The organism is Chryseobacterium sp. G0162, from assembly GCF_003815715.1.
Taxonomy (GTDB): domain Bacteria; phylum Bacteroidota; class Bacteroidia; order Flavobacteriales; family Weeksellaceae; genus Chryseobacterium.
The window spans coordinates 1,232,108-1,251,197 of record NZ_CP033922.1 but is presented as its reverse complement, the minus strand read 5'-3'; the positions used below and the strand labels follow the sequence as shown (position 1 = coordinate 1,251,197).

20 protein-coding genes are annotated in these 19,090 nt (G+C 35.3%); 10 read left to right on the top strand and 10 right to left on the bottom strand.

What is annotated here, in order from left to right:
* Positions 1-113 precede the first annotated feature (113 nt).
* The 6 genes from EG344_RS05790 to EG344_RS05765 all read right to left on the bottom strand — a co-directional run bounded on the left by EG344_RS05790 (position 114) and on the right by EG344_RS05765 (position 3,992).
* Positions 114-602: a DUF6438 domain-containing protein gene (locus tag EG344_RS05790; RefSeq protein ID WP_123908669.1), complete on the bottom strand. Its 489-nt coding sequence runs from the start codon at positions 600-602 to the stop codon at positions 114-116.
* A 47-nt stretch (positions 603-649) separates the two neighbouring features.
* Complete coding sequence (locus EG344_RS05785; RefSeq protein ID WP_123908668.1) at positions 650-1,048, bottom strand: DUF6438 domain-containing protein; 399 nt, start codon at positions 1,046-1,048, stop codon at positions 650-652.
* A gap of 77 nt (positions 1,049-1,125) precedes the next feature.
* The gene (locus EG344_RS05780) at positions 1,126-1,695 is read right to left on the bottom strand and encodes a hypothetical protein (RefSeq protein ID WP_123908667.1); all 570 of its coding nucleotides are present in this window, start codon (positions 1,693-1,695) and stop codon (positions 1,126-1,128) included.
* Entirely contained in the window at positions 1,688-2,671 is a 984-nt protein-coding gene (gene obgE, locus EG344_RS05775; protein WP_123908666.1) for a GTPase ObgE, read from the bottom strand. Before obgE ends, EG344_RS05780 begins: the two co-directional genes overlap by 8 nt.
* A 64-nt stretch (positions 2,672-2,735) precedes the next feature.
* Entirely contained in the window at positions 2,736-3,314 is a 579-nt protein-coding gene (locus EG344_RS05770; protein WP_123908665.1) for an adenylate kinase, read from the bottom strand.
* A 123-nt stretch (positions 3,315-3,437) separates the two neighbouring features.
* Positions 3,438-3,992, bottom strand: coding sequence for a phosphoribosyltransferase (locus EG344_RS05765; RefSeq protein WP_045494079.1), 555 nt, complete (start codon positions 3,990-3,992; stop codon positions 3,438-3,440).
* 195 nt (positions 3,993-4,187) lie between these two features.
* Here EG344_RS05765 and abc-f point away from each other — a divergent pair, with 195 nt between their 5' ends.
* Entirely contained in the window at positions 4,188-5,777 is a 1,590-nt protein-coding gene (abc-f, locus tag EG344_RS05760; protein ID WP_123908664.1) for a ribosomal protection-like ABC-F family protein, read from the top strand.
* A gap of 235 nt (positions 5,778-6,012) precedes the next feature.
* Here the strand turns inward: abc-f and EG344_RS05755 are convergent, their stop codons facing one another.
* Together EG344_RS05755 and EG344_RS05750 are read right to left on the bottom strand one after the other, a co-directional pair.
* Complete coding sequence (locus EG344_RS05755) at positions 6,013-6,531, bottom strand: HEAT repeat domain-containing protein (protein ID WP_123908663.1); 519 nt, start codon at positions 6,529-6,531, stop codon at positions 6,013-6,015.
* Between the two features lie 182 nt (positions 6,532-6,713).
* Positions 6,714-8,879 (bottom strand): outer membrane beta-barrel family protein, encoded by a 2,166-nt coding sequence (locus tag EG344_RS05750; protein WP_123908662.1) that lies wholly within the window; start codon positions 8,877-8,879, stop codon positions 6,714-6,716.
* 143 nt (positions 8,880-9,022) lie between these two features.
* Between EG344_RS05750 and EG344_RS05745 the strand changes: the two genes are divergently transcribed.
* Positions 9,023-10,045: a sensor histidine kinase gene (locus EG344_RS05745; protein WP_123908661.1), complete on the top strand. Its 1,023-nt coding sequence runs from the start codon at positions 9,023-9,025 to the stop codon at positions 10,043-10,045.
* Positions 10,042-10,746 carry a LytR/AlgR family response regulator transcription factor gene (locus EG344_RS05740; RefSeq protein WP_123908660.1) on the top strand — a complete coding sequence of 235 codons (705 nt, stop codon included), beginning with the start codon at positions 10,042-10,044 and terminating at the stop codon, positions 10,744-10,746. The genes EG344_RS05745 and EG344_RS05740 overlap by 4 nt, the downstream gene beginning before the upstream one ends.
* Positions 10,747-11,022: 276 nt before the next feature.
* On the opposite strand, the gene EG344_RS05735 is transcribed toward EG344_RS05740, so the two are convergent.
* Both EG344_RS05735 and EG344_RS05730 read right to left on the bottom strand, forming a co-directional pair.
* Positions 11,023-11,952: an alpha/beta fold hydrolase gene (locus EG344_RS05735; protein WP_164464396.1), complete on the bottom strand. Its 930-nt coding sequence runs from the start codon at positions 11,950-11,952 to the stop codon at positions 11,023-11,025.
* Positions 11,953-12,004: 52 nt separating this feature from the next.
* Entirely contained in the window at positions 12,005-12,811 is an 807-nt protein-coding gene (locus EG344_RS05730) for a toll/interleukin-1 receptor domain-containing protein (protein WP_123908658.1), read from the bottom strand.
* A 191-nt stretch (positions 12,812-13,002) separates the two neighbouring features.
* On the opposite strand from EG344_RS05730, the gene EG344_RS05725 reads away from it, so the two are divergent.
* From EG344_RS05725 to dapB, 7 genes are all read left to right on the top strand, one after another.
* Positions 13,003-14,289 carry an adenylosuccinate synthase gene (locus tag EG344_RS05725; protein WP_123908657.1) on the top strand — a complete coding sequence of 429 codons (1,287 nt, stop codon included), beginning with the start codon at positions 13,003-13,005 and terminating at the stop codon, positions 14,287-14,289.
* Positions 14,290-14,444: 155 nt separating this feature from the next.
* Positions 14,445-14,735, top strand: a complete 291-nt coding sequence (locus EG344_RS05720; RefSeq protein WP_123908656.1) for a hypothetical protein — start codon at positions 14,445-14,447, stop codon at positions 14,733-14,735.
* A gap of 196 nt (positions 14,736-14,931) precedes the next feature.
* Positions 14,932-15,774, top strand: a complete 843-nt coding sequence (locus EG344_RS05715; RefSeq protein ID WP_123908655.1) for an energy transducer TonB — start codon at positions 14,932-14,934, stop codon at positions 15,772-15,774.
* A 163-nt stretch (positions 15,775-15,937) separates the two neighbouring features.
* A complete protein-coding gene (locus EG344_RS05710; protein ID WP_115973537.1) occupies positions 15,938-16,711 on the top strand; it encodes a ParA family protein in 774 nt (257 codons plus the stop codon).
* A 69-nt stretch (positions 16,712-16,780) separates the two neighbouring features.
* Positions 16,781-17,671: a ParB/RepB/Spo0J family partition protein gene (locus tag EG344_RS05705; RefSeq protein WP_123908654.1), complete on the top strand. Its 891-nt coding sequence runs from the start codon at positions 16,781-16,783 to the stop codon at positions 17,669-17,671.
* On the top strand, positions 17,672-18,310 hold the full coding sequence (locus EG344_RS05700) for a DUF5683 domain-containing protein (RefSeq protein ID WP_123908653.1): 639 nt from the start codon (positions 17,672-17,674) through the stop codon (positions 18,308-18,310).
* A gap of 60 nt (positions 18,311-18,370) precedes the next feature.
* Complete coding sequence (gene dapB, locus EG344_RS05695; protein WP_123908652.1) at positions 18,371-19,072, top strand: 4-hydroxy-tetrahydrodipicolinate reductase; 702 nt, start codon at positions 18,371-18,373, stop codon at positions 19,070-19,072.
* Positions 19,073-19,090: the final 18 nt, after the last annotated feature.

Genomic DNA, 19,090 nt, shown 5'->3' with positions numbered 1-19,090 from the left:
TGTTTTTAATTTGGAATTGTCAGGATTATATCAAAAGTAGAGAAATCGAAAGGCTTAAAAAAAATAATTCCTCTTTAAAGAGGAATTATTTTTCAGAATATAATTTAGATATTTTATTTCACCTTAGTCCATTGCTGGTTCTTTCTCAGATCTTCAAAAAAATGATATACTTCTGAGAGTTTTTCACTTCCACGTTTTCCATAATCTTCCACATTTTTTGAAGTACCATCATCAAATTTGATTTTTAAATAAGAGGTAGGTAAATCCGTGATGTTTTTTTCTCCGTATTTGTCCTTCAAGTTTTTTACTTCTAAACCATCTAGTAAACTGATGAGTTTATTGTAATCCTCTTCTTTAATAGTTCCTTTAAAAGTTCCTTCGCGAGGTTTGGAAAATTCGTCTTTTGAAGGCTTATCATTAAAATTAAAGTGCTCTGCTTTAAAAACGGCTGTTCTATCCGGATTGATGGTCATTGTGAATACAGGACAGAATCCAAAACAGGGAGTTGCCTGATATTCTATTTTAGAATATTTAGAATTTACTTTCTGAGAAGTACAGGAAAATATAAATATAAAAGCACAAAGGCCTAGGACATATTTCATAGCCGACAATTTTATAAACAGTCTTCCAATAATTGTTCCAAAGAGTTTTAAGGCATCTTTTCCCAGTCCTGATTAAATCTTAGGTTGAACAAGATTTTATAAAGTTTTTTAAGCCCATAAGTTCCTACTAACCCGTAGTCTTCAATCTTCTTTATTTTTTTTATTTTTCCAGTATTGTAAACAATCGTAAGGGTAGAGGACGGATTATCAGTTGCGGAGATTGAATAACTGTTATTGAGGTTTGGAAAGTCAATATAATTCAATAGCTCTTCAATAGCAGCAATGTCTGAAGGCTTTATCTGACTTTTAAAAACCCCTTCATTTTTACCTTTATTTAAATTTCCGATTGCATTAGCTGCTGCTGCTCGATCATTATCATCTATGAAGTTAAAAGCAAATGCTGTGAATGTAGAAATCTTATTTTTATTGAGTTCTAATTCAAACATGGGGCAGGTTCCGTAGCATGGCCCTGCTTTGTAAGAAATCTGTTTAATAGAATGCTTTTTCGGTTGGGAATTGTATTCTATTCTATGAAATCATCAAATTTATAGGTTAGAATTTTAGATAACATTTTTTCGGGTGTATTAGAAAACATGCTGTTGTCTTCATAGGTGATGTTAATATAATCCATTCCATTAATTTTGATGACTTTTGGAATGGTAAAATCACGATGACGTCGCATCACATCTTTAAGTACATACCCCGATTCCAAGTCGAAGATTACCTTGACACTGGTATTACAGGAGGTCTCTTTTTTTGAGTCCATGGAAGTTTGTATACAGCTTTTATTATCACCTATAAAAAGGAGATCGGTTCTGCCATCATGATTGAAGTCTCCCTTGTAAAAGCTTTTACCAACACCTAAGGCTTTTGCTTTTTTCTTAATTTTTGGAGAAATGACCGTGTTATCAAAATCCTTGATGGTTTTCAATGTAAATTTAGAAAGAAAATCATCTTTGCTTTTGGAACAGGATCTTATAAAAGACTCAACCTCGGGGATCGTCCCGAGGCTGTCTATTTTTGAAGTATTACTTTGTGAGAAGTAATATTGATGAATTACAAAAAGTAAAACTGTAATTATTTTCTTATCCATGCAGTTGTTTCCAGATGGCATCTTTCAGTTCAATAAGACCCTCTCCGGTAACTCCTGAAAAGAATAATGGCTGTTTGTTCTCTGGGAATTCAGCAGCAATTTCTTTTTTCAGTTCATTATCCAAAAGATCAGATTTTGAAACGGAAACAATGAAGTCTTTATCTAAAAGCTCAGGATTGTATTCCTTTAATTCATTTTCCAGAATTTTAAACTCCTGGAAGTGATCTTCAGAATCTGCAGGAATCAAAAACAAGAGGATAGAGTTTCTTTCAATATGTCTCAGGAATCTGTGTCCTAATCCTTTTCCTTCTGCTGCCCCTTCAATGATTCCCGGGATATCAGCCATTACAAATGATTTGTAATTTCTGTAATCCACAATTCCAAGGTTAGGAGTCAGGGTAGTAAAGGCATAGTTGGCAATCTTAGGTTTTGCTGCAGATACAGAAGCAAGAAGTGTAGATTTTCCGGCATTTGGAAACCCAACCAATCCTACATCGGCCAAAATTTTAAGTTCGAAGACAATATAGCCTTCCTGCCCATCCATTCCGGGTTGAGCATATCTTGGAGTTTGATTGGTAGAAGATTTGAAGAATTCGTTTCCTTTTCCTCCTTTTCCTCCTTCCATCAAAATGATTTCCTGTTTGTCCTCAAGGATTTCGCCAATAATTTCTCCTTCTTCATTTTTAGCGATCGTTCCGATAGGAACATCAATATAAATATCAGAACCGTCAGCACCGGTAAGCTGGTTTTTTGCTCCGTTTTCACCACGTTCAGCTTTTATGTGACGGGTGTATCGAAGCGGAAGTAAAGTCCATTCCTGTGCATTTCCTCTCATAATGACGTGTCCACCACGACCTCCGTCGCCACCATCGGGACCACCTTTAGGGATATACTTTTCACGGCGAAGGTGGGCAGAACCAGCACCTCCGTGTCCGCTTTTACAATGGATTTTTACGTAATCTACAAAGTTAGACATATAGTATTTGTTACGAGTTGCGAGCTACGGGACGAAAATACGAATCCCGTATCCCGAATCTCGATTATTTAATTTTCTCTACCTCAGCGAAAAGTTTTTGGGAAATTTCATTAATTTCACCTACACCGTTTACTTCAACATATTTACCTTGTTGCTTATAAAGTTCGGCTACTTCTGCTGTTTTAGTATAATATTCTTTAATTCTGTTTTCGATGATCTCTACATTGCTGTCATCTGATCTACCGCTGGTTTCTCCTCTTTTAAGAAGTCTTTCCACCAAAATTTTATCTTCTACGATTAATGAGAGACAGATGTCAATCTCGTCATTTAATTCTTCTTTAACGATTTTTTCCAAAGCTTCTGTCTGAGCAGTCGTTCTTGGATATCCATCAAAGATAAAACCATTAGTGTTGGTAGGTTTTCTGATTTCGTCAATCAGCATATCTGTTGTTACCTGATCCGGAACCAATTCTCCCTTATCGATATAAGACTTAGCCAATTTTCCCAGTTCAGTGTCATTTTTCATATTGTATCTGAAAAGATCACCTGTTGAAACCTGCTTTAAATTGAATTTCTCGATTAGATTCTGAGCTTGTGTTCCTTTTCCACTTCCTGGAGGGCCGAACAGAACAATGTTTATCATAATGTTGTTTCGCTTCCGGCAATGCGCAGATGCTTCTTGCTTTTAGCTTTATTTAGTTAATATTTTACTTTATTTCGATTTAATATTTAAAGCTAAAAGCCAGTAGCTGATAGCTATAGGCATTTAATGATTGATTTGTCCGTCTTCTAACTGGTACAAATTAGGTAGGTTTCTTCCCAATTCATCATAATCCAATCCATAACCAAGAACAAATTTATTTGGAATTTCCTTTCCAATATAGTCCAGTTTGAAATCCTTCTTGTAAATCTCAGGTTTCAATAAGAAACTTGCTAGTTTTACAGATTTAGGACGTTGTGTTTCCTGGAAATATTTGAAAAGACTTTCAACCGTATTTCCTGTGTCAACGATATCTTCTACAAGAATGATGTGACGGTCTTTTACGTCTTTTGTCAGTTCCATTTTTTGGTAAACAATCCCTGTAGATTCAGTTCCTACATAAGAACTCATTTGTAGGAAAGCGATTTCGCATTCCCCAGGATAATATTTTAAAAGATCTGAGAAGAACATGATAACTCCATTCAAAACACCAATGAAAACAGGAACTTCGTCTTTGTAATCTTCATAAATTCTTAATGCGGTCTCTTTTACAATTTCCTGAATTTCGGCATCCTTTAAATAAGGAACGAAAGTTTTGTCGTGAACTTTAATACTTTCCATAAAAATTTTTAGTAGTTGGCAAAGTTACGGATTTTTGATTTTTCATTAAAATCTTTTTGTGTTTAATCATGTATTTATACTATATTTGTTCTTTCAAACCCATAAATACAGACATGTAGGATATAATTTCTTTCAGATTCAATGAAGCGGTAACCAATGAGTTGCCGGTGTTTAACCTTTATTAAGAAAGAAATCATGATTTTACTGCAAAATATATCCTTTGGGTTTCCGGGAGGAGACCTCCTTTTTAATCATATCAACTTAACAATATCATCGAATACCAAATCTGCTTTGGTAGGAAGCAACGGCGTGGGAAAATCTACCCTGCTCAAAATAATAGCCAATGAACAACAGCCATTAGAGGGAACTGTAAACATTCAGGGCAACATTTTTTATGTTCCCCAAATGTTCGGGAATTTTAATCATTTAACCATCGCAGAGTGCCTGAATATAGATCAAAAGCTTTTAGCACTTGAAAAAATTACGAGTGGGGAAGTGGATGAACACTATTTTGAAATTCTGAATGACGACTGGGATATTGAAGAGCGTTGCCAAAGCGCATTACAGTATTGGAATCTTCAGGATTTTGATTTGAACCAAAAATTAGAAGGACTAAGCGGCGGCCAGAAGACTAAAGTTTTTCTTGCGGGAATTCAGATCAATCAGCCTGATGTTATTATTTTGGACGAACCTACAAATCATCTGGATTTGGAAGGAAGAAAACTGTTGTATGACCTTATTGAAAAAGTGAGTGCTACTGTTGTCATTGTAAGCCATGACCGTACATTACTGAACCTTGTAGACACAATTTTTGAATTAAGCAATCAGGGAATTGCGACCTACGGCGGAAATTATGACTTCTACGCAGAACAGAAAGATGTGGAAGACGAAGCTTTACAAAATGATATTCATGCGAAAGAACGGGCTTTGAAAAAAGCAAAAGAAAAAGAACGTGAAACCATCGAGCGGAAACAAAAGCTTGATGCCAGAGGAAAACAGAAACAGGAAAAATCCGGGGTGGCCAGAATTATGATGAATACCCTTCGGAACAATGCGGAGAAAAATACTTCAAAACTGAAAAGTGTACATACAGAAAAGATCAGTGGCATTTCAGGAGATTTGAGAGAATTGCGCTCTTCTGTAAGAAATTCTGATCAGATGAAGGTCAATTTCAATGATTCCGGGTTACATTCAGGGAAGATTTTAATTACAGCGGAGGATATTAACTTTAGCTATGGTGAAGAAAAGCTCTGGAAAGAAAATCTTGATTTTGAAGTGCGAAGTGGTGACCGAATTTCAATTAAGGGTTTCAATGGCTCAGGAAAAACCACTTTGATAAAACTTTTGCTGGGAAATATTTCGCCTTCAACGGGAAACATCAGCAGAGCTGAATTCAACAGCATTTATATCGATCAGGAATATTCATTGATTGATAATGATCTGACAGTTTATGATTTTGTACAAACCTTTAATGATAGTGCATTACAAGAATCGGAGGTGAAGACATTGCTTGCAAGGTTTTTATTCAGTAAAGAAACCTGGGATAAAAAATGTGGGATTTTAAGCGGTGGAGAACGCCTGAGGTTACTGCTGTGCGGACTTTCCATCAGCAATAAAACTCCGGATATGATGATCCTTGACGAACCTACCAATAATCTGGATTTGCAGAATGTAGAAATTCTGACCAATTCTATTAAGGATTATCATGGAACGCTGATGGTGATCTCACATGATGAAGTTTTTCTGGAAGAGATAGGAATTGGTAAGGAAGTAATGCTGAAATAATTTGTTTCCCACAGATTACACAGATTTTACAGATGTTTATGTATGATTTTTTTCTCTGCTTGATCTGAAAAATCTGCGAGAGATAATATGATATTAATATTTTATAAATTCAATAGCAGCGGGCTTTAGCCCGCTTTAAAATAAAATGTCAAATTTCAATGGACTTTAGCCCAAACCTAAAAAACAAAATCCTGGATATAAACTCCAGGATTTTTATGTTTATCAATTTTAAATATTATTTCTTCGTTTTTTTTATGGCATCCAGATAAATTTTCTTGATGCTGTTCTTTTCCTCTTTCTCGCTCATGTTCTCAAGGGCCGGAAGAAGAGTCTTGTTGTGAGGTGTTTTCAGCTTCAGAATTTCTCCTAATGCAAATGCGGCACTCCAACGGACAACAATTCCTTCATGTTCTGTGTTTGCGATCAAATTACTGATAGCCAGCTCCAGATTATCAGGGAATCGTTGAGCTGTATTACCAATTACTTTGGCGCTTTCCCATTTTATTTTGGGGGCTTTCTCAGTAAGGGTATTGGTAACAAATGCAAATACGGTTTCATCTGCCAGGTCAGGATTTTGCTTGGTGGCATATTCCATGGCTTCTATACAGGTTCCCTTTATCGGATCTTTTGATTTCTCGGCAAAAGCGATGAGTTCATCTGTAGGTAATGAAGTGTCAATGATCCATTGGCTGATGATTTCTGTTTTTTCCTTGGCTTTGGTAGCTTTGTCTTTAAAAAGTTCTTCTATCGTCATGGTGTTTGATTTTAGTTTTTCCAGCGTTCTAATTTAGGAATTCCTTTTGAAAACAAGCCGGCTAGAATGTTAGCAATAAAAAACTCTCACAGATTTTGCAGAAGAGGCAGGTAAAAGAATACTTAGGCACCTGTGTAACCTGTGAGAATCTCATTAGAATTAAAAACTAATAAAAAATAAACTTATTGATTCATCCTGTTTCTTTCCTCTTCATTTCCAAAATTTCTATCCTTAGATTTAAGATCATTATTCCCGAATCTATAGCTCAATGAAAGCCGGAATCCTCTTGTATAATTATTATTTCTGAAATTGGTTTCAATACCATTAGACTGATAGGAGATCAAAGGTCTTTGGCTGTTCAGAAGATCAGTTCCGGTAAGAGATATGGAGAACTTTTTGTCAAGACATAGTACTTTTACAGTCACATCCAAAATATTCATCGTGGAAATATGAAAGATCTGATATCTGCCTGGAAGCTGTAATCCATAATTAACACTTACTAAAATTGTTTTTTTCTTGTTAAGAATAAAGTCATTATTGCTGTACAGGTAAGCATTATAGCCATCAATAGAAGCTGTGTAAGGAACTTTGGATTTTACGTTCTGGTAATTAACATTAAATCCTGAAAAGCTGTTCCACCATTTTATAGCGCTGAAATTATAAGAGGTTGAAAAGCCAATCTGATAAGTATCTGCATAATTTATAGGAGTATTTCTGGTAACATTGGTTTCGGGATTCAATATAGATAATGCCTGTCCGAAATCTGAAACTTTGGAAAAATACAATGAAGAAGTCCATTTTTGTCCTTTGATATAGGAGAGCTCAAGGTTATCAATAATTGAAGGTTTCAGATAAGGGTTGCCTTCAGAATAATAAAACGGACTGGTTCTCACAACAAACGGATTCAGATAATCAAAATCCGGACGTCTGATCCTTCTGTTGTAAGTCAGTGAAAAAGAATGATTATTGTTCGCAGTATAAGTAAGATAGGCTGTGGGAAACAATTTGATATAATCATTTTTATCAGTCTGGTTGCGGTTTTCAGAAAACCCAATTGTTTGAGTAGCTTCTGCTCGTAATCCCAGTTTAGCTTCCCACTGACTGTTGAATTTTCGGCTCAATGAAAAATATAAAGCTTCATTATATTCCTTGTAAATAAATGTATTGGATTGATCGGTATTCAGAAGAGCCGGACCGGTTTCTTTATCGTATGCTAAAAAATTATTGTCAGTGCGGGTGAAAGAGAAACGACCACCGAAATTAAGATCTGCCCAGAGAAGTTTGGTCTCCAGATCAGCTTTTCCTGAATAGTTACGAATTTTATTCACATTTGAATTCAATGCTGAAAAATAGGAGCCGGGAAGCATCTGCATTTTGGCATCAAGTTCGCTGCCGTAGAAATCTCTTGCATCATCTTTTTTATATTCAAAAAAATCAAAATCTGTGGTAAGTACAGTTGCTGCACTGTCCATTTTTATGGTGTTAAACCAATTCAAACTATTAATATTCGGTTTGTTGGAAGATTGGGTATCAGAAGAAATAAATGAGGTAGGCTGCGAATTTTGATAACTTATTCTTGAAGTAAGCGGTGAGCTTGAGCCAGTTTCCGAAGTGAAACTACCCAGGTATTTTAATCCGGTTGTCCATCGGTCTGTGATTTTGTAATCTACGCCTAAACTGATCCCCAGGTTTTTATTTTTACTGATCCCCTGTGTATCCATAGACCATAATTCATTTTGGTAATACGTGTTGGTTTGAGAACTGGAGCGGAGTTTTTGCTGTTCCATATATACGGAAGACTGTAGTGAAAGTTTCCCATGATTATAATTAAACATTCCCTGTACGCTGTTTCCTGCATAAAACCTTTGGGTATAATTAGTTCCTAAACTGGCGTTCCATGAATTGCTTTTAGCTGTTTTAAGTTTGATATTGATGATACCATTGTTTCCTTCAGCTTCATATTTTGCCGGTGGAGAAGTAATCACCTCAATACTTTTAATATTATCTGAAGGAATTGTTTTCAGAAAAGTAGCTACTTCACTTGCCGGAATTTTTTGAAGACGGTCATCAATCATAATCAACACTTCACCTTTACCCACAATGGAAATCGTTTCATTTTGTACCCTTACCATAGGAGCAGATTTTAAAGCATCCAAAGCATTACCACCCGTTGAGGCTGTAGAATTTTCAACATTATAAATCAGGCGGTCCACCTTTCTTTCAATGATTTTTTTCTGCTTTTGTATGACAACTGTTTCTAAAGAGGTTTCATTGGTGGTTTCTTTTTCCTGAGCATTCATTGTATTTAGGAATAAAAGAAGTATTGCTGGAAGAAGTAAAGTTTTCATAATCTTTGTCTTAATTTTTCAGCAAAACTGCAGCTTTGAGCCAGCTGAAACCAATTTTATCGACGTTCCTCCGTATTTTGTCGACAAACCCGGTGTGAGGCTTTTCCATAAAAACCTATTTTTACAAAAAAATAATAACCCATATGGGAAAACTATATCTGAATAAAAAGACAGAAATTGGGCTCCACATCTTATTTTGGTTGCTGATCCTGTACTTTATGCTGATTGGTAAACCGCTTTCTTTCGAAATGCCGGAGCTGGATTTATTCCTTAAAACCTATGCTGTAGTCTTTGTTTTGACCTTTTATTTTAATTATGGTGTTGTGATGCCAAGAATCTTCACTGATTTTAAATGGATAAAGCTATTGTTAGGAATTATCATTACTTTTCTGTTCTTTGCATTAGCCCGTTTTGTAGTAGAACAGATTATAACAGACTGGTGGCTGGGACAGGTGAATTATACAAATCCTGTGTTAGGAAGCTATCTTCTGGACAATCTTGCTTACAGCAGCAAACCAATTATTTTTAGCTCATTTTTATGGCTGATCATCCATGTGATAAGACTTTTAGAATATAATAAAGTGATTTTGGAAGAACAGAAAAATACAGAAATCAAATTTCTTAAAGCACAGATCAATCCGCATTTTATTTTTAATACCCTCAACAATATTTATTCAATGGTTCATTTTCAATCTCCGGAATCTCTTTCGGCTATTGAAAAACTCAGCAATATCATGCGTTTTACTACCTATGAAGCCCAGAAAGATCATATTGCCCTGTCTGAAGAACTTGATTATATAAAAGCCTATATAGAATTGGAAGAGTTAAGGCATTATGAAAATAATATTGTAAAATGGCACTCAGGAATTAAAGATGAAAAACGAAGAATAGCTCCCTACATTCTATCCCCATTGGTAGAAAATGCGTTGAAACATGGAACCTATTCTGAGCAAAACCCAATTGAAATCAGTATTATTACCGATGAAAAGAGTCTGAATTTTGAAGTCATCAACTCTATAGGAAATAAAAAAACAGATAAACTGGGGGGCATTGGGCTGGATAATCTTAAAAACAGATTAGATATGCTGTATCACAGTAGATATACACTGGAAACCATCCGACTTGAAAATAAATTTAAAGCATCTATACAAATTCAACTTTCATGAAACAAAAGATCAATTGTATTATCCTTGATGATGAACCCTTTGCGGTAAGGCTTTTGAATGATTATGCCTTAAAAACTGATCTGTTAAACATCGTATATGCAGGAAGTGATGTATATGAAGTGATGAAATTACTGGGTTCAGAAAGTATAGATCTTATCTTTATTGATATTCAGATGCCTGAGCTGACGGGTATTGAAATGATGAAGATGTTCAATAAAAACCATAATTTCATCGTAACCACTGCGTATGCTGAATATGCTTTGGAGGCTTTTGATTTTCATGTAGTCGATTTTTTACTGAAACCTATTACTTTTAACCGCTTTTATCAGGGGGTACAGAAATTTATACAATGGCAGCAGGCTTTTATTCCTGAACCACAAACAGAACACCTTTTTGTACGGGCAGACCGGAAGTATTACAAAATTGCTTTTGATGAGGTCATTTATATTGAAGGGTTAAAAGATTATATCAGAATTCACACGATCAATGATAAAGTGATGGTATTAGAAAATATGAAAGATATTCTAGAGAAACTCCCGGAAAACAGATTTATGCGAATTCACAGGTCTTACATTATTGCTACCGATAAAATCAAAGTTGTCGATGGAAACCGGATCCAGATGAGAAACCAGGACTTCGTGACAGTAGGAGAGACCTACCGAAAACCTTTCTCAGAATGGATTGAAAGTAGTGGCAGGTAAGAAGATTGAATACTTGTTCACTACTTTGGTAAGTAGGTTGTATTTCTTAATCGACCTAGGAATTAGGAGTGTTAAGAAAATTTCAATATAATCCGTTAAAAAATTCCCACTGTCTGAGCATGGCTGGTCCATTGAATCGAATCTACATTAAATGATCCATGCGAGTTTGGGAATTTTAGGAATATATTTAAATTTTTAGCGGATGATTCCAGTCTTGAACTTTTGTATACTTTTGTTTCAAGACAAAAGTATAACAAGAAAAAAACAGTAAGAACCTTATTTACAATGTTTCAACATCCAATCATAAATTTCACTCAGCACCTGTTCCCGTATTTCCTCATTTAAAATCTCATGGCGCATCTCCGGATATATCTTTGTCTCCACATCCTGAAAACCATCACTTTTTAAATTATTGATGGTAAGTGTAACCCCTTTACCAAAATCACCAATCGGATCATTCTGTCCGCTTACAAATAGAAAAGGAAATGATGGGGAAATAGAAGAAGCCCAATTTCTTGAAGTTGCCCTTTTATAAACTGTAAACAGCGTATAAAAAGCATTGTGAGTGAAAGGAATTCCACACAATTCATCCTGTTCAAAAGCTGTTCTGTTTTTAGGATTAATGCTGATCCAGCTTGTATCGCTAAAGTCTTTATCTTTCTTAAAATGTTTATTGTTAACTTTCGTGAAAACAGAATTTAAAAAAGTACGATGCTTTGGAGCTATAGCATTGGCTAAAAATAAATATCCTCTTAATACATCAATTCCCGGCAAAGGTCCACTGGTTCCGGTAATAATAGCTCCTGCAAATTTATGACTAGCCTTTTGAAGAAGACAACGGGTAATAAAAGATCCCATGGAATGCCCCAAAATAAAGTGCGGAACATCCGGATATTGTGCTGCAAGATGATCTGCCATCATTTCTGCATCAGCAATTAATCTTTCATCCGGTTTATCAACCTGGAAGAAACCAATCTCATTTTTATCTTTTACAGATTTTCCGTGACCAAGATGGTCATAAGTAAGGACAGCAATGCCATGATTGGCAAAATACGCCGCTATTTCCGAATATCTTCCGCTGTGTTCCTGCATGCCATGAACGATGAGGAGGGTGGCTTTTGCTGTTTGTGGGGAAAATAGGGTGGAGTAAAGCTGGGAGGCTTTGTTGTGAGGGGAGGGGAGGTATGAGGATTTAAAGTGGAGCATTATGTGATTTTATTAATTTTAAAAAGGTTAAGATACGATGTAATCTATATTTTTATGATTTGGTATCTATTTTTTTTATTATACTTACTAAATCATTTATCCAGTTAGAATTATTTAAAGAAATATAACGGTAGTCTTGAAGAAGTGGAGGAATTTCATCGTGAGTTAGATCTATATTGAGACAAATAAAGTTTTTTTTACCGGAATTTATTCTTTTTTGAATAAAGAAGTTCATTTCATTTTTTGTCCAAGGAGAATTAAGGAAATTCTTTGATAGGCATATTATTCCTAAATCAGATTTATTTAATCCTGAATTTATTTTTTCAGTAATGCTATCTCCGAAATCAATTTGATATTTATCATACCATGCTTCAATTTCTTCTTTTTGTAATTCATTAAAAATTTCATCAATTAGTTTTTTATCGTGAGATGAGTGTGATAAAAATATTATTGGATATGATTCACGACTTATACCTCCCCAAATTCTGTTATAATCTTCTTTAGAGTTATATAAAAAGAACTGATTAGGACTATGTGTTAAAAACGGTTCTATATCTTCAATTTTACTGAAAGAAAACATACTATATCTATTTTCTAGTAATAATTCTGTTATTTTTGTTGGGGTATAATTGAAGACTCTTTTCTTTTGATGGAAATTTTGTTCTAACCAGTTATCAAAAAGCTTATCATCTTTTTCGAAATATAACAATAATAGAAATTCCAGATTGTAAATATTATTATTGATAAACATTGTAACTCCTGTTAAAGTCTTATTATCAAAATTATTAAGAATAGAATTAATAAACTGTTTCTCATCCACTCGGTTGCCATAAGAAAGTTCAAATAAATAGTTTTTCATTTTAATTTTTTTATCATTATAAGGTTCCTTGTAAATATATTGTAATAAATATTTGTATTGACATTCTTAATGTATTTATTATTATGTCAACCTCATGATTTTCACCCCACCTAAAAATAAATATCCCCTATAATTTGGCAGTCATTTTTTTTAAAAGTAATTTTGCACGAATCTTAAAACAAAAGTAAAATATGTCAACTTATGTAGTTGTAGGTCTTCAGTATGGAGATGAAGGTAAAGGTAAAATCACGGATGTTTTATCAGCAAAATCGGACTATGTAGTACGTTTCCAAGGAGGAGATAACGCTGGTCACACGGTATATGTTGGTGAAGAAAAATTCGTTCTGCACCTTCTTCCTTCAGGAGTTCTTCAATGCAAAGGGAAATGTATCATTGCAAACGGAGTAGTGGTAAACCCTAAGTCTTTTATTAGAGAAGTTGGTCAGATCGAGAGCAAAAACTTGAGAACAGATCACATTTTTATCAGCAGAAGAGCGCATGTCATCATGCCTTACCACATCCTTTTGGATACTTACCGTGAAGAGGAACACGGCGGAACTCAGATCGGAACAACCAAAAAAGGAATCGGGCCTTGTTATGAAGATAAAATTGCAAGAGTCGGAATCAGAATGGTTGACCTATTAAACCCTGAGATTTTAAGAGATAAAATTGAGAAAAACTTAAAAGTTAAAAATTCTCTTTTTGAAAAATATTACGGAAAACCTGCATTAGACGTTGAAGAAATCTATAACGAATATTTAGAAATCGGAAAACAGCTTCAGGACAGAATCGTTGATACTGAATTAGAGCTAAACGAAGCGATCAGAGACGGTAAAAACGTTTTATTTGAAGGAGCACAAGCATTAATGCTTGATATCGACTTCGGTACTTATCCATACGTAACTTCATCTTCACCATCTACAGGAGGAGTTTGTTCAGGAGCAGGAGTTCCACCAACATCACTTCAAAACCTGATCGGGGTAGCAAAAGCATACTGTACAAGAGTAGGAAACGGACCTTTCCCATCTGAATTAGACAACGAATTGGGTGAGAAAATCAGACAAATCGGTGGTGAATTCGGAGCAACTACAGGGAGACCAAGAAGAACAGGTTGGTTAGACCTTGTTTCTTTAAAGCACGCTTGTATGATTAACGGAATCAATAACCTTGTCATTACTAAACTAGACGTTCTTACAGGAATTGAAAACCTTAAAATCGTTACACATTACAAAACTGAAGACGGAAAAATTATCGATTACTTTACTTCGTCAACAGAGAAATTATACAACTATGAGCCAATCTACCAGGATTTACCAGGATGGGAGGAAGATATCACAAAAGCAAGAAGCTATGATGAACTTCCTGATAACGCTCAGAAATACATCGAGTTTATTGAGAAATATTTAGGAATTAACGTATATTTAGTTTCTGTAGGTCCTGAAAGAAGTCAGAACATCATCAGAAAAGAATTATTCTAATTTTCTTAGAACATACACATAATAAGAGACTGTCAGATTTGATGGTCTCTTTTTTTTGTTTCATGTCAGGGTTTTAAACCTTGGCATGGATAATCATATATTCTCAAAATGTTGATGTTATTGAAAACCCTTATATTTACTTATAATATAATCAGATGGAAAACAATAAATTACCTCAATCTACCATGAACAATATTGTAATTAGCGTATACTTTACCATAGCATATGCTGTGTTACTAAGTGTTTATTTAGGGTTTCCAATAAATATCCGCAGTAATTTTCTGCTGATGTTATTTGTTGTTTGTAGCTTACTGTTTAGTGTTGCCGCTATATATTTTGCTGCCAAAAGTTATAAAAAAGCAAAGATCAGTTCAGTAATTCTCATTATGATCAATGCTCTGGCGTTATTAATACCATTAATAATGTTACTGATGATTTTTACATAATTCAATACTTCGATGGATTTTAGGGATATATTTTCAATAGTTGAAATGTTAAATTTTAAACATTTTCATAAAATTTTATAATATTATGTTGTTTTGGTAAAATTCTGGCAAATCTTTTGATATTGAAACATTGCTTATCGATAAGAACTAATAAAACTAATAATCACTTTTTTTAACAGTTTAAATAGTAATAGTGATGAAACACCAGAATCAGAACCAGGAATTTCGCTTCAACGAAGTTCTTTTTGAGCACCGGAACAAAGAATACGGTGCTTATGTATTAAGAAACGAATCAGATAGAATATTAACTAAAGCACTTTTTATAGGAGCAAGCTTAATGGCTGCTGTATCCATTACACCATTTGTAATATCAGCTTTTAAAGGTCCGGAGGTAATTGAACAACCATGGGAACTTCCACCACCAATGGTGATTCCCGATGAACCTGTTGATACACCACCGGTAACCATTGCACCTGTAAAACCAGCCACTGCTCCTGATACAAAAACATTTGACAGTACAGTTCCTACACCCTCAAGAAATGCTCCGGATAATGTGAAAAAGGACCCTATTCCTGATGATGCTGTAGCAGGTTTTAAGGATAATTTTAAAGGCGATGTAGTAGCTCCGAATACACATGTGCCAACAACGGCGCCTGTGGGACCGGTAATCAATATGCCACCGCCGGTAATTCCGGAAGTTGTGGATAAAAGTAAAATTGTGGAGTCAGGAGAACTTGGCGTAGAAGCCAGTTTTAAAGGCGGAATAGACTCTTTCAGAAATAAAGTCATGAAGAACTTCGACGGTTCAGGATTTGAATCAGAAGAAATAGTAAAAACTACGGTTACATTCATTGTAGAAATGGATGGAACAATTTCAGGGGTAAAAGCTAACGGAACCAATGCCGATTTTAATAATGAGGCAATCAGAACAGTGAAGTCAATTTCAAACAAAGGAACCTGGATTCCTGCCAAAAATAAAAAAGGTGAATTTGTGAGAAGTTACTTCAAGTTTCCAATCTCCATGAAGTTTGATAATTAATATCAAAAATCAATTTTTAATAGTTATCCACAAAGATTTTTTTTTGTGGATAATTTTTTTTATACTTAAATTGCTTATTAACAATATTTTAACTCTATTTTGATTTTCTCTATCTATCGGGAGCAAAGAAAAAAGTGTATTTTTGAAACTTAAAGTTCTAATAATGGCAAAAATCATAGGTATAGCTAATCAAAAAGGTGGGGTAGGAAAAACGACCACTGCCGTAAACTTAGCCGCAGCATTAGGAGTATTGGAAAAAAAAATATTGATTATTGACGCTGATCCTCAGGCCAATGCTACATCTGGTTTGGGAGTAGAAGATGTTCAGTATTCCACATATAATCTATTGGAGCATAGTGCAGATACAAGAACGTGTATCAAAAGAACGGCAACGCCGAATCTGGATATTATTCCATCACATATTGACCTGGTAGCAGCAGAGATCGAATTGGTAGACAAGGAAGATCGTGAATATATGCTGAAAAAAGCCTTAGCCAGTGTAAGAGATGATTATGATTATATTATCATCGACTGTGCACCGAGTTTAGGTTTGATTACAGTAAATGCTCTTACAGCAGCAGATTCTGTAATTATCCCGATCCAGTGTGAATATTTTGCATTAGAAGGACTTGGAAAACTTTTGAACACCGTTAAAAATGTTCAGAAGATCCACAACAAAGATCTTGGAATAGAAGGTCTTCTACTTACGATGTATGACAGCAGATTAAGATTGTCTAATCAGGTAGTGGAAGAAGTAAACCTTCACTTCCCGGAAATGGTTTTCGAAACCATCATCAGCAGAAACGTAAGATTGAGTGAAGCTCCGAGTTTCGGAGAAAGTATCCTGAACTATGATGCCGAAAGTAAAGGGGCAGTTCAGTATATTCAGTTAGCTGAAGAAGTTCTTTTAAAGAACGAAAACTTAATAAAGAATTAAATTAATAATAAATGGCCAATGAGTGATTGGTAACCATCACTTTACAAACATCATTTATCAATTATATCTATGAAGGACAAAAAAAGAGCTATGGGACGCGGCTTGGGCGCCATTTTAAGTGCAGAATCCAAAGCAACTGTAAACTCTGCTACCGATGAGGGGGCAGATAAGTTTGTGGGAAATATTGTAGAAGTTGCGCTTGAAGATATATATCCGAACCCAACGCAGCCGAGAACTTATTTTGATGAAAAAGCACTAGAGGAATTAGCACAGTCTATTAAAAATTTAGGGATAATTCAACCGATTACCCTAAGAAAAGACGGTGAGAAATTCGAGATCATATCCGGGGAAAGACGTTACAGAGCAAGTAAAATTGCAGGTTTAACAACGGTTCCGGCTTATATTCGTTTGGTAAATGACCAGGAGCTTCTTGAGATGGCTCTTGTTGAGAACATCCAGAGAGAAGATCTTGATGCAATCGAAATTGCCCTTACCTATCACAGGCTTTTGGAAGAAATCGGTCTTACTCAGGAAAATCTTAGCCAGAGAATAGGGAAAGATAGAAGTACTATTACCAATTCAATTAGGCTTTTAAGATTGAATCCGGATATTCAGAATGCGATCAGAAGCGGTGAAATTTCTGCAGGACATGGTAGAGCAATCATCAGTCTTGAAAGTGAAGAAGATCAACAGGTTTTATTCGATCTTATCATTAAAGAAAAATTAAATGTGCGTCAGGCTGAACAAGCCGCTGCAGCATTAAAAAATCCAAAGTCTCCGGCAGCTAAAAAAGCAAACGCCGAACTTTCGAATAACTATAAAAGAGCCCAGAAGACTATCGCTGACATCCTGGATGTAAAAGTGGAGATCAAGGCTTCTGGAAATGGTAAAAAAGGTAAAATTGTTCTGGACTTCAAAAATGAAGAAGAGCTGGAATATATTTTATCCCATATTAAATAAATGAAGAAAATATTTTTCACATTTTTCTTGTGTATTACTGCATTGGCATACTCACAAGTTGCACCTATTGATACTGTTCGGGTACAAACACCTACGAAAGAAGAACTTCGTTTGATAAAACCAACCAAAACAGAATCCAAGATCATCGAAGATCTTGAAAAAGCGAATGGTCCTACCAGGGTAACTGTAAAACTTAACCCAACCAGAGCTGGGCTGTATTCTGCAGTATTGCCAGGTTTGGGACAGTTCTATAATAAAAAGTACTGGAAAATTCCAATCGTTTGGGGAGCTGTAGGAGCAGGAGTCGGTATTGCAGTATGGAATGATAATCAATACAAGAAATACAGAGAATACTATATCGCTAAGCTAAACGGTACTCCAAATGAATTCGTGGATGCTCGCCCTTGGCTAGATAAAATAGCGTTAGGGAATGCTCAGGACAGAGCGAAAAGACAAAGAGATTACGCCATTGCCATTACAGGATTGATCTATATATTGAATATCGTAGATGCCGTAGTGGATGCCCATCTCTATGAAAGCCGTCATGATCCTGATTTAACCTTTAAGCCGTCATTAATCCAGGATCAATACGGATTTGATGCACCCAAAACAGGATTCGCTTTAAGTTATAGATTTTAATAGACAATACATACAGGATACAGAAAGGTGGAAGGTAACAATCAAAATAAAAAAGATTACATGAAAATAGCATTAGTTGGTTACGGTAAAATGGGTAAGATCATTGATGAGATCGCACAGAAAAGAGGTCACGAAGTAGTGGCTCGCCTGAAGGAAACCCCAACTGCTGAAAATCTTAACAATCCGGATGTTGTTATTGAATTTTCCTTACCGGAAGTTGCCTATGACAATATTAAAGCTTGCCTTGAAAATAAAATTCCGGTAATTTGCGGAACAACAGGATGGCTGGAGAAAAAAGCTGAAATTGAAAAACTGGCTGTAGATAATGATACTGCCTTTTTATATGGTTCAAACTTTAGTTTAGGCGTTAATTTATTTTTTGCTTTGAACGAAAAGCTGGCTGATCTAATGAAGAATGTTAATGAATATTCTTGTCAGTTGGAAGAAATTCACCATATCCATAAAAAAGATGCCCCAAGCGGAACTGCAATTTCTATAGCAGAAGGGATCATTAATAATAATCCAAAATTTGACGCCTGGAAACTGGAAGAAACAGAAGGTAACCAACTGGGGATTTTCGCTGTTCGTGAAGACGAAGTTCCAGGAACACACAGTGTTTTCTATAGAAGTGAAGTGGATGAAATTGAGATCAAGCATACCGCATTCAACCGAAATGGCTTTGCATTAGGAGCAGTAGTTGCTGCCGAATGGATCAAAGACAAAAAAGGAAACTTCGGAATGAAGGATGTTTTAGGGCTTTAATTGTAACAAATTCTGTAA

What these genes read in the sequence shown, in the direction of transcription:
- EG344_RS05745 (WP_123908661.1), top strand. Translation starts at nt 9,023, where the DNA reads ATGGGAAAACTATATCTGAATAAAAAGACAGAAATTGGGCTCCACATC.
- EG344_RS05770 (WP_123908665.1), bottom strand. Translation starts at nt 3,314, where the DNA reads ATGATAAACATTGTTCTGTTCGGCCCTCCAGGAAGTGGAAAAGGAACA.
- EG344_RS05710 (WP_115973537.1), top strand. Translation starts at nt 15,938, where the DNA reads ATGGCAAAAATCATAGGTATAGCTAATCAAAAAGGTGGGGTAGGAAAA.
- EG344_RS05725 (WP_123908657.1), top strand. Translation starts at nt 13,003, where the DNA reads ATGTCAACTTATGTAGTTGTAGGTCTTCAGTATGGAGATGAAGGTAAA.
- EG344_RS05750 (WP_123908662.1), bottom strand. Translation starts at nt 8,879, where the DNA reads ATGAAAACTTTACTTCTTCCAGCAATACTTCTTTTATTCCTAAATACA.
- EG344_RS05785 (WP_123908668.1), bottom strand. Translation starts at nt 1,048, where the DNA reads ATGTTTGAATTAGAACTCAATAAAAATAAGATTTCTACATTCACAGCA.
- EG344_RS05765 (WP_045494079.1), bottom strand. Translation starts at nt 3,992, where the DNA reads ATGGAAAGTATTAAAGTTCACGACAAAACTTTCGTTCCTTATTTAAAG.
- obgE (WP_123908666.1), bottom strand. Translation starts at nt 2,671, where the DNA reads ATGTCTAACTTTGTAGATTACGTAAAAATCCATTGTAAAAGCGGACAC.
- EG344_RS05715 (WP_123908655.1), top strand. Translation starts at nt 14,932, where the DNA reads ATGAAACACCAGAATCAGAACCAGGAATTTCGCTTCAACGAAGTTCTT.
- EG344_RS05790 (WP_123908669.1), bottom strand. Translation starts at nt 602, where the DNA reads ATGAAATATGTCCTAGGCCTTTGTGCTTTTATATTTATATTTTCCTGT.
- EG344_RS05700 (WP_123908653.1), top strand. Translation starts at nt 17,672, where the DNA reads ATGAAGAAAATATTTTTCACATTTTTCTTGTGTATTACTGCATTGGCA.
- dapB (WP_123908652.1), top strand. Translation starts at nt 18,371, where the DNA reads ATGAAAATAGCATTAGTTGGTTACGGTAAAATGGGTAAGATCATTGAT.
- abc-f (WP_123908664.1), top strand. Translation starts at nt 4,188, where the DNA reads ATGATTTTACTGCAAAATATATCCTTTGGGTTTCCGGGAGGAGACCTC.
- EG344_RS05720 (WP_123908656.1), top strand. Translation starts at nt 14,445, where the DNA reads ATGGAAAACAATAAATTACCTCAATCTACCATGAACAATATTGTAATT.
- EG344_RS05735 (WP_164464396.1), bottom strand. Translation starts at nt 11,952, where the DNA reads ATGCTCCACTTTAAATCCTCATACCTCCCCTCCCCTCACAACAAAGCC.
- EG344_RS05740 (WP_123908660.1), top strand. Translation starts at nt 10,042, where the DNA reads ATGAAACAAAAGATCAATTGTATTATCCTTGATGATGAACCCTTTGCG.
- EG344_RS05780 (WP_123908667.1), bottom strand. Translation starts at nt 1,695, where the DNA reads ATGGATAAGAAAATAATTACAGTTTTACTTTTTGTAATTCATCAATAT.
- EG344_RS05755 (WP_123908663.1), bottom strand. Translation starts at nt 6,531, where the DNA reads ATGACGATAGAAGAACTTTTTAAAGACAAAGCTACCAAAGCCAAGGAA.
- EG344_RS05730 (WP_123908658.1), bottom strand. Translation starts at nt 12,811, where the DNA reads ATGAAAAACTATTTATTTGAACTTTCTTATGGCAACCGAGTGGATGAG.
- EG344_RS05705 (WP_123908654.1), top strand. Translation starts at nt 16,781, where the DNA reads ATGAAGGACAAAAAAAGAGCTATGGGACGCGGCTTGGGCGCCATTTTA.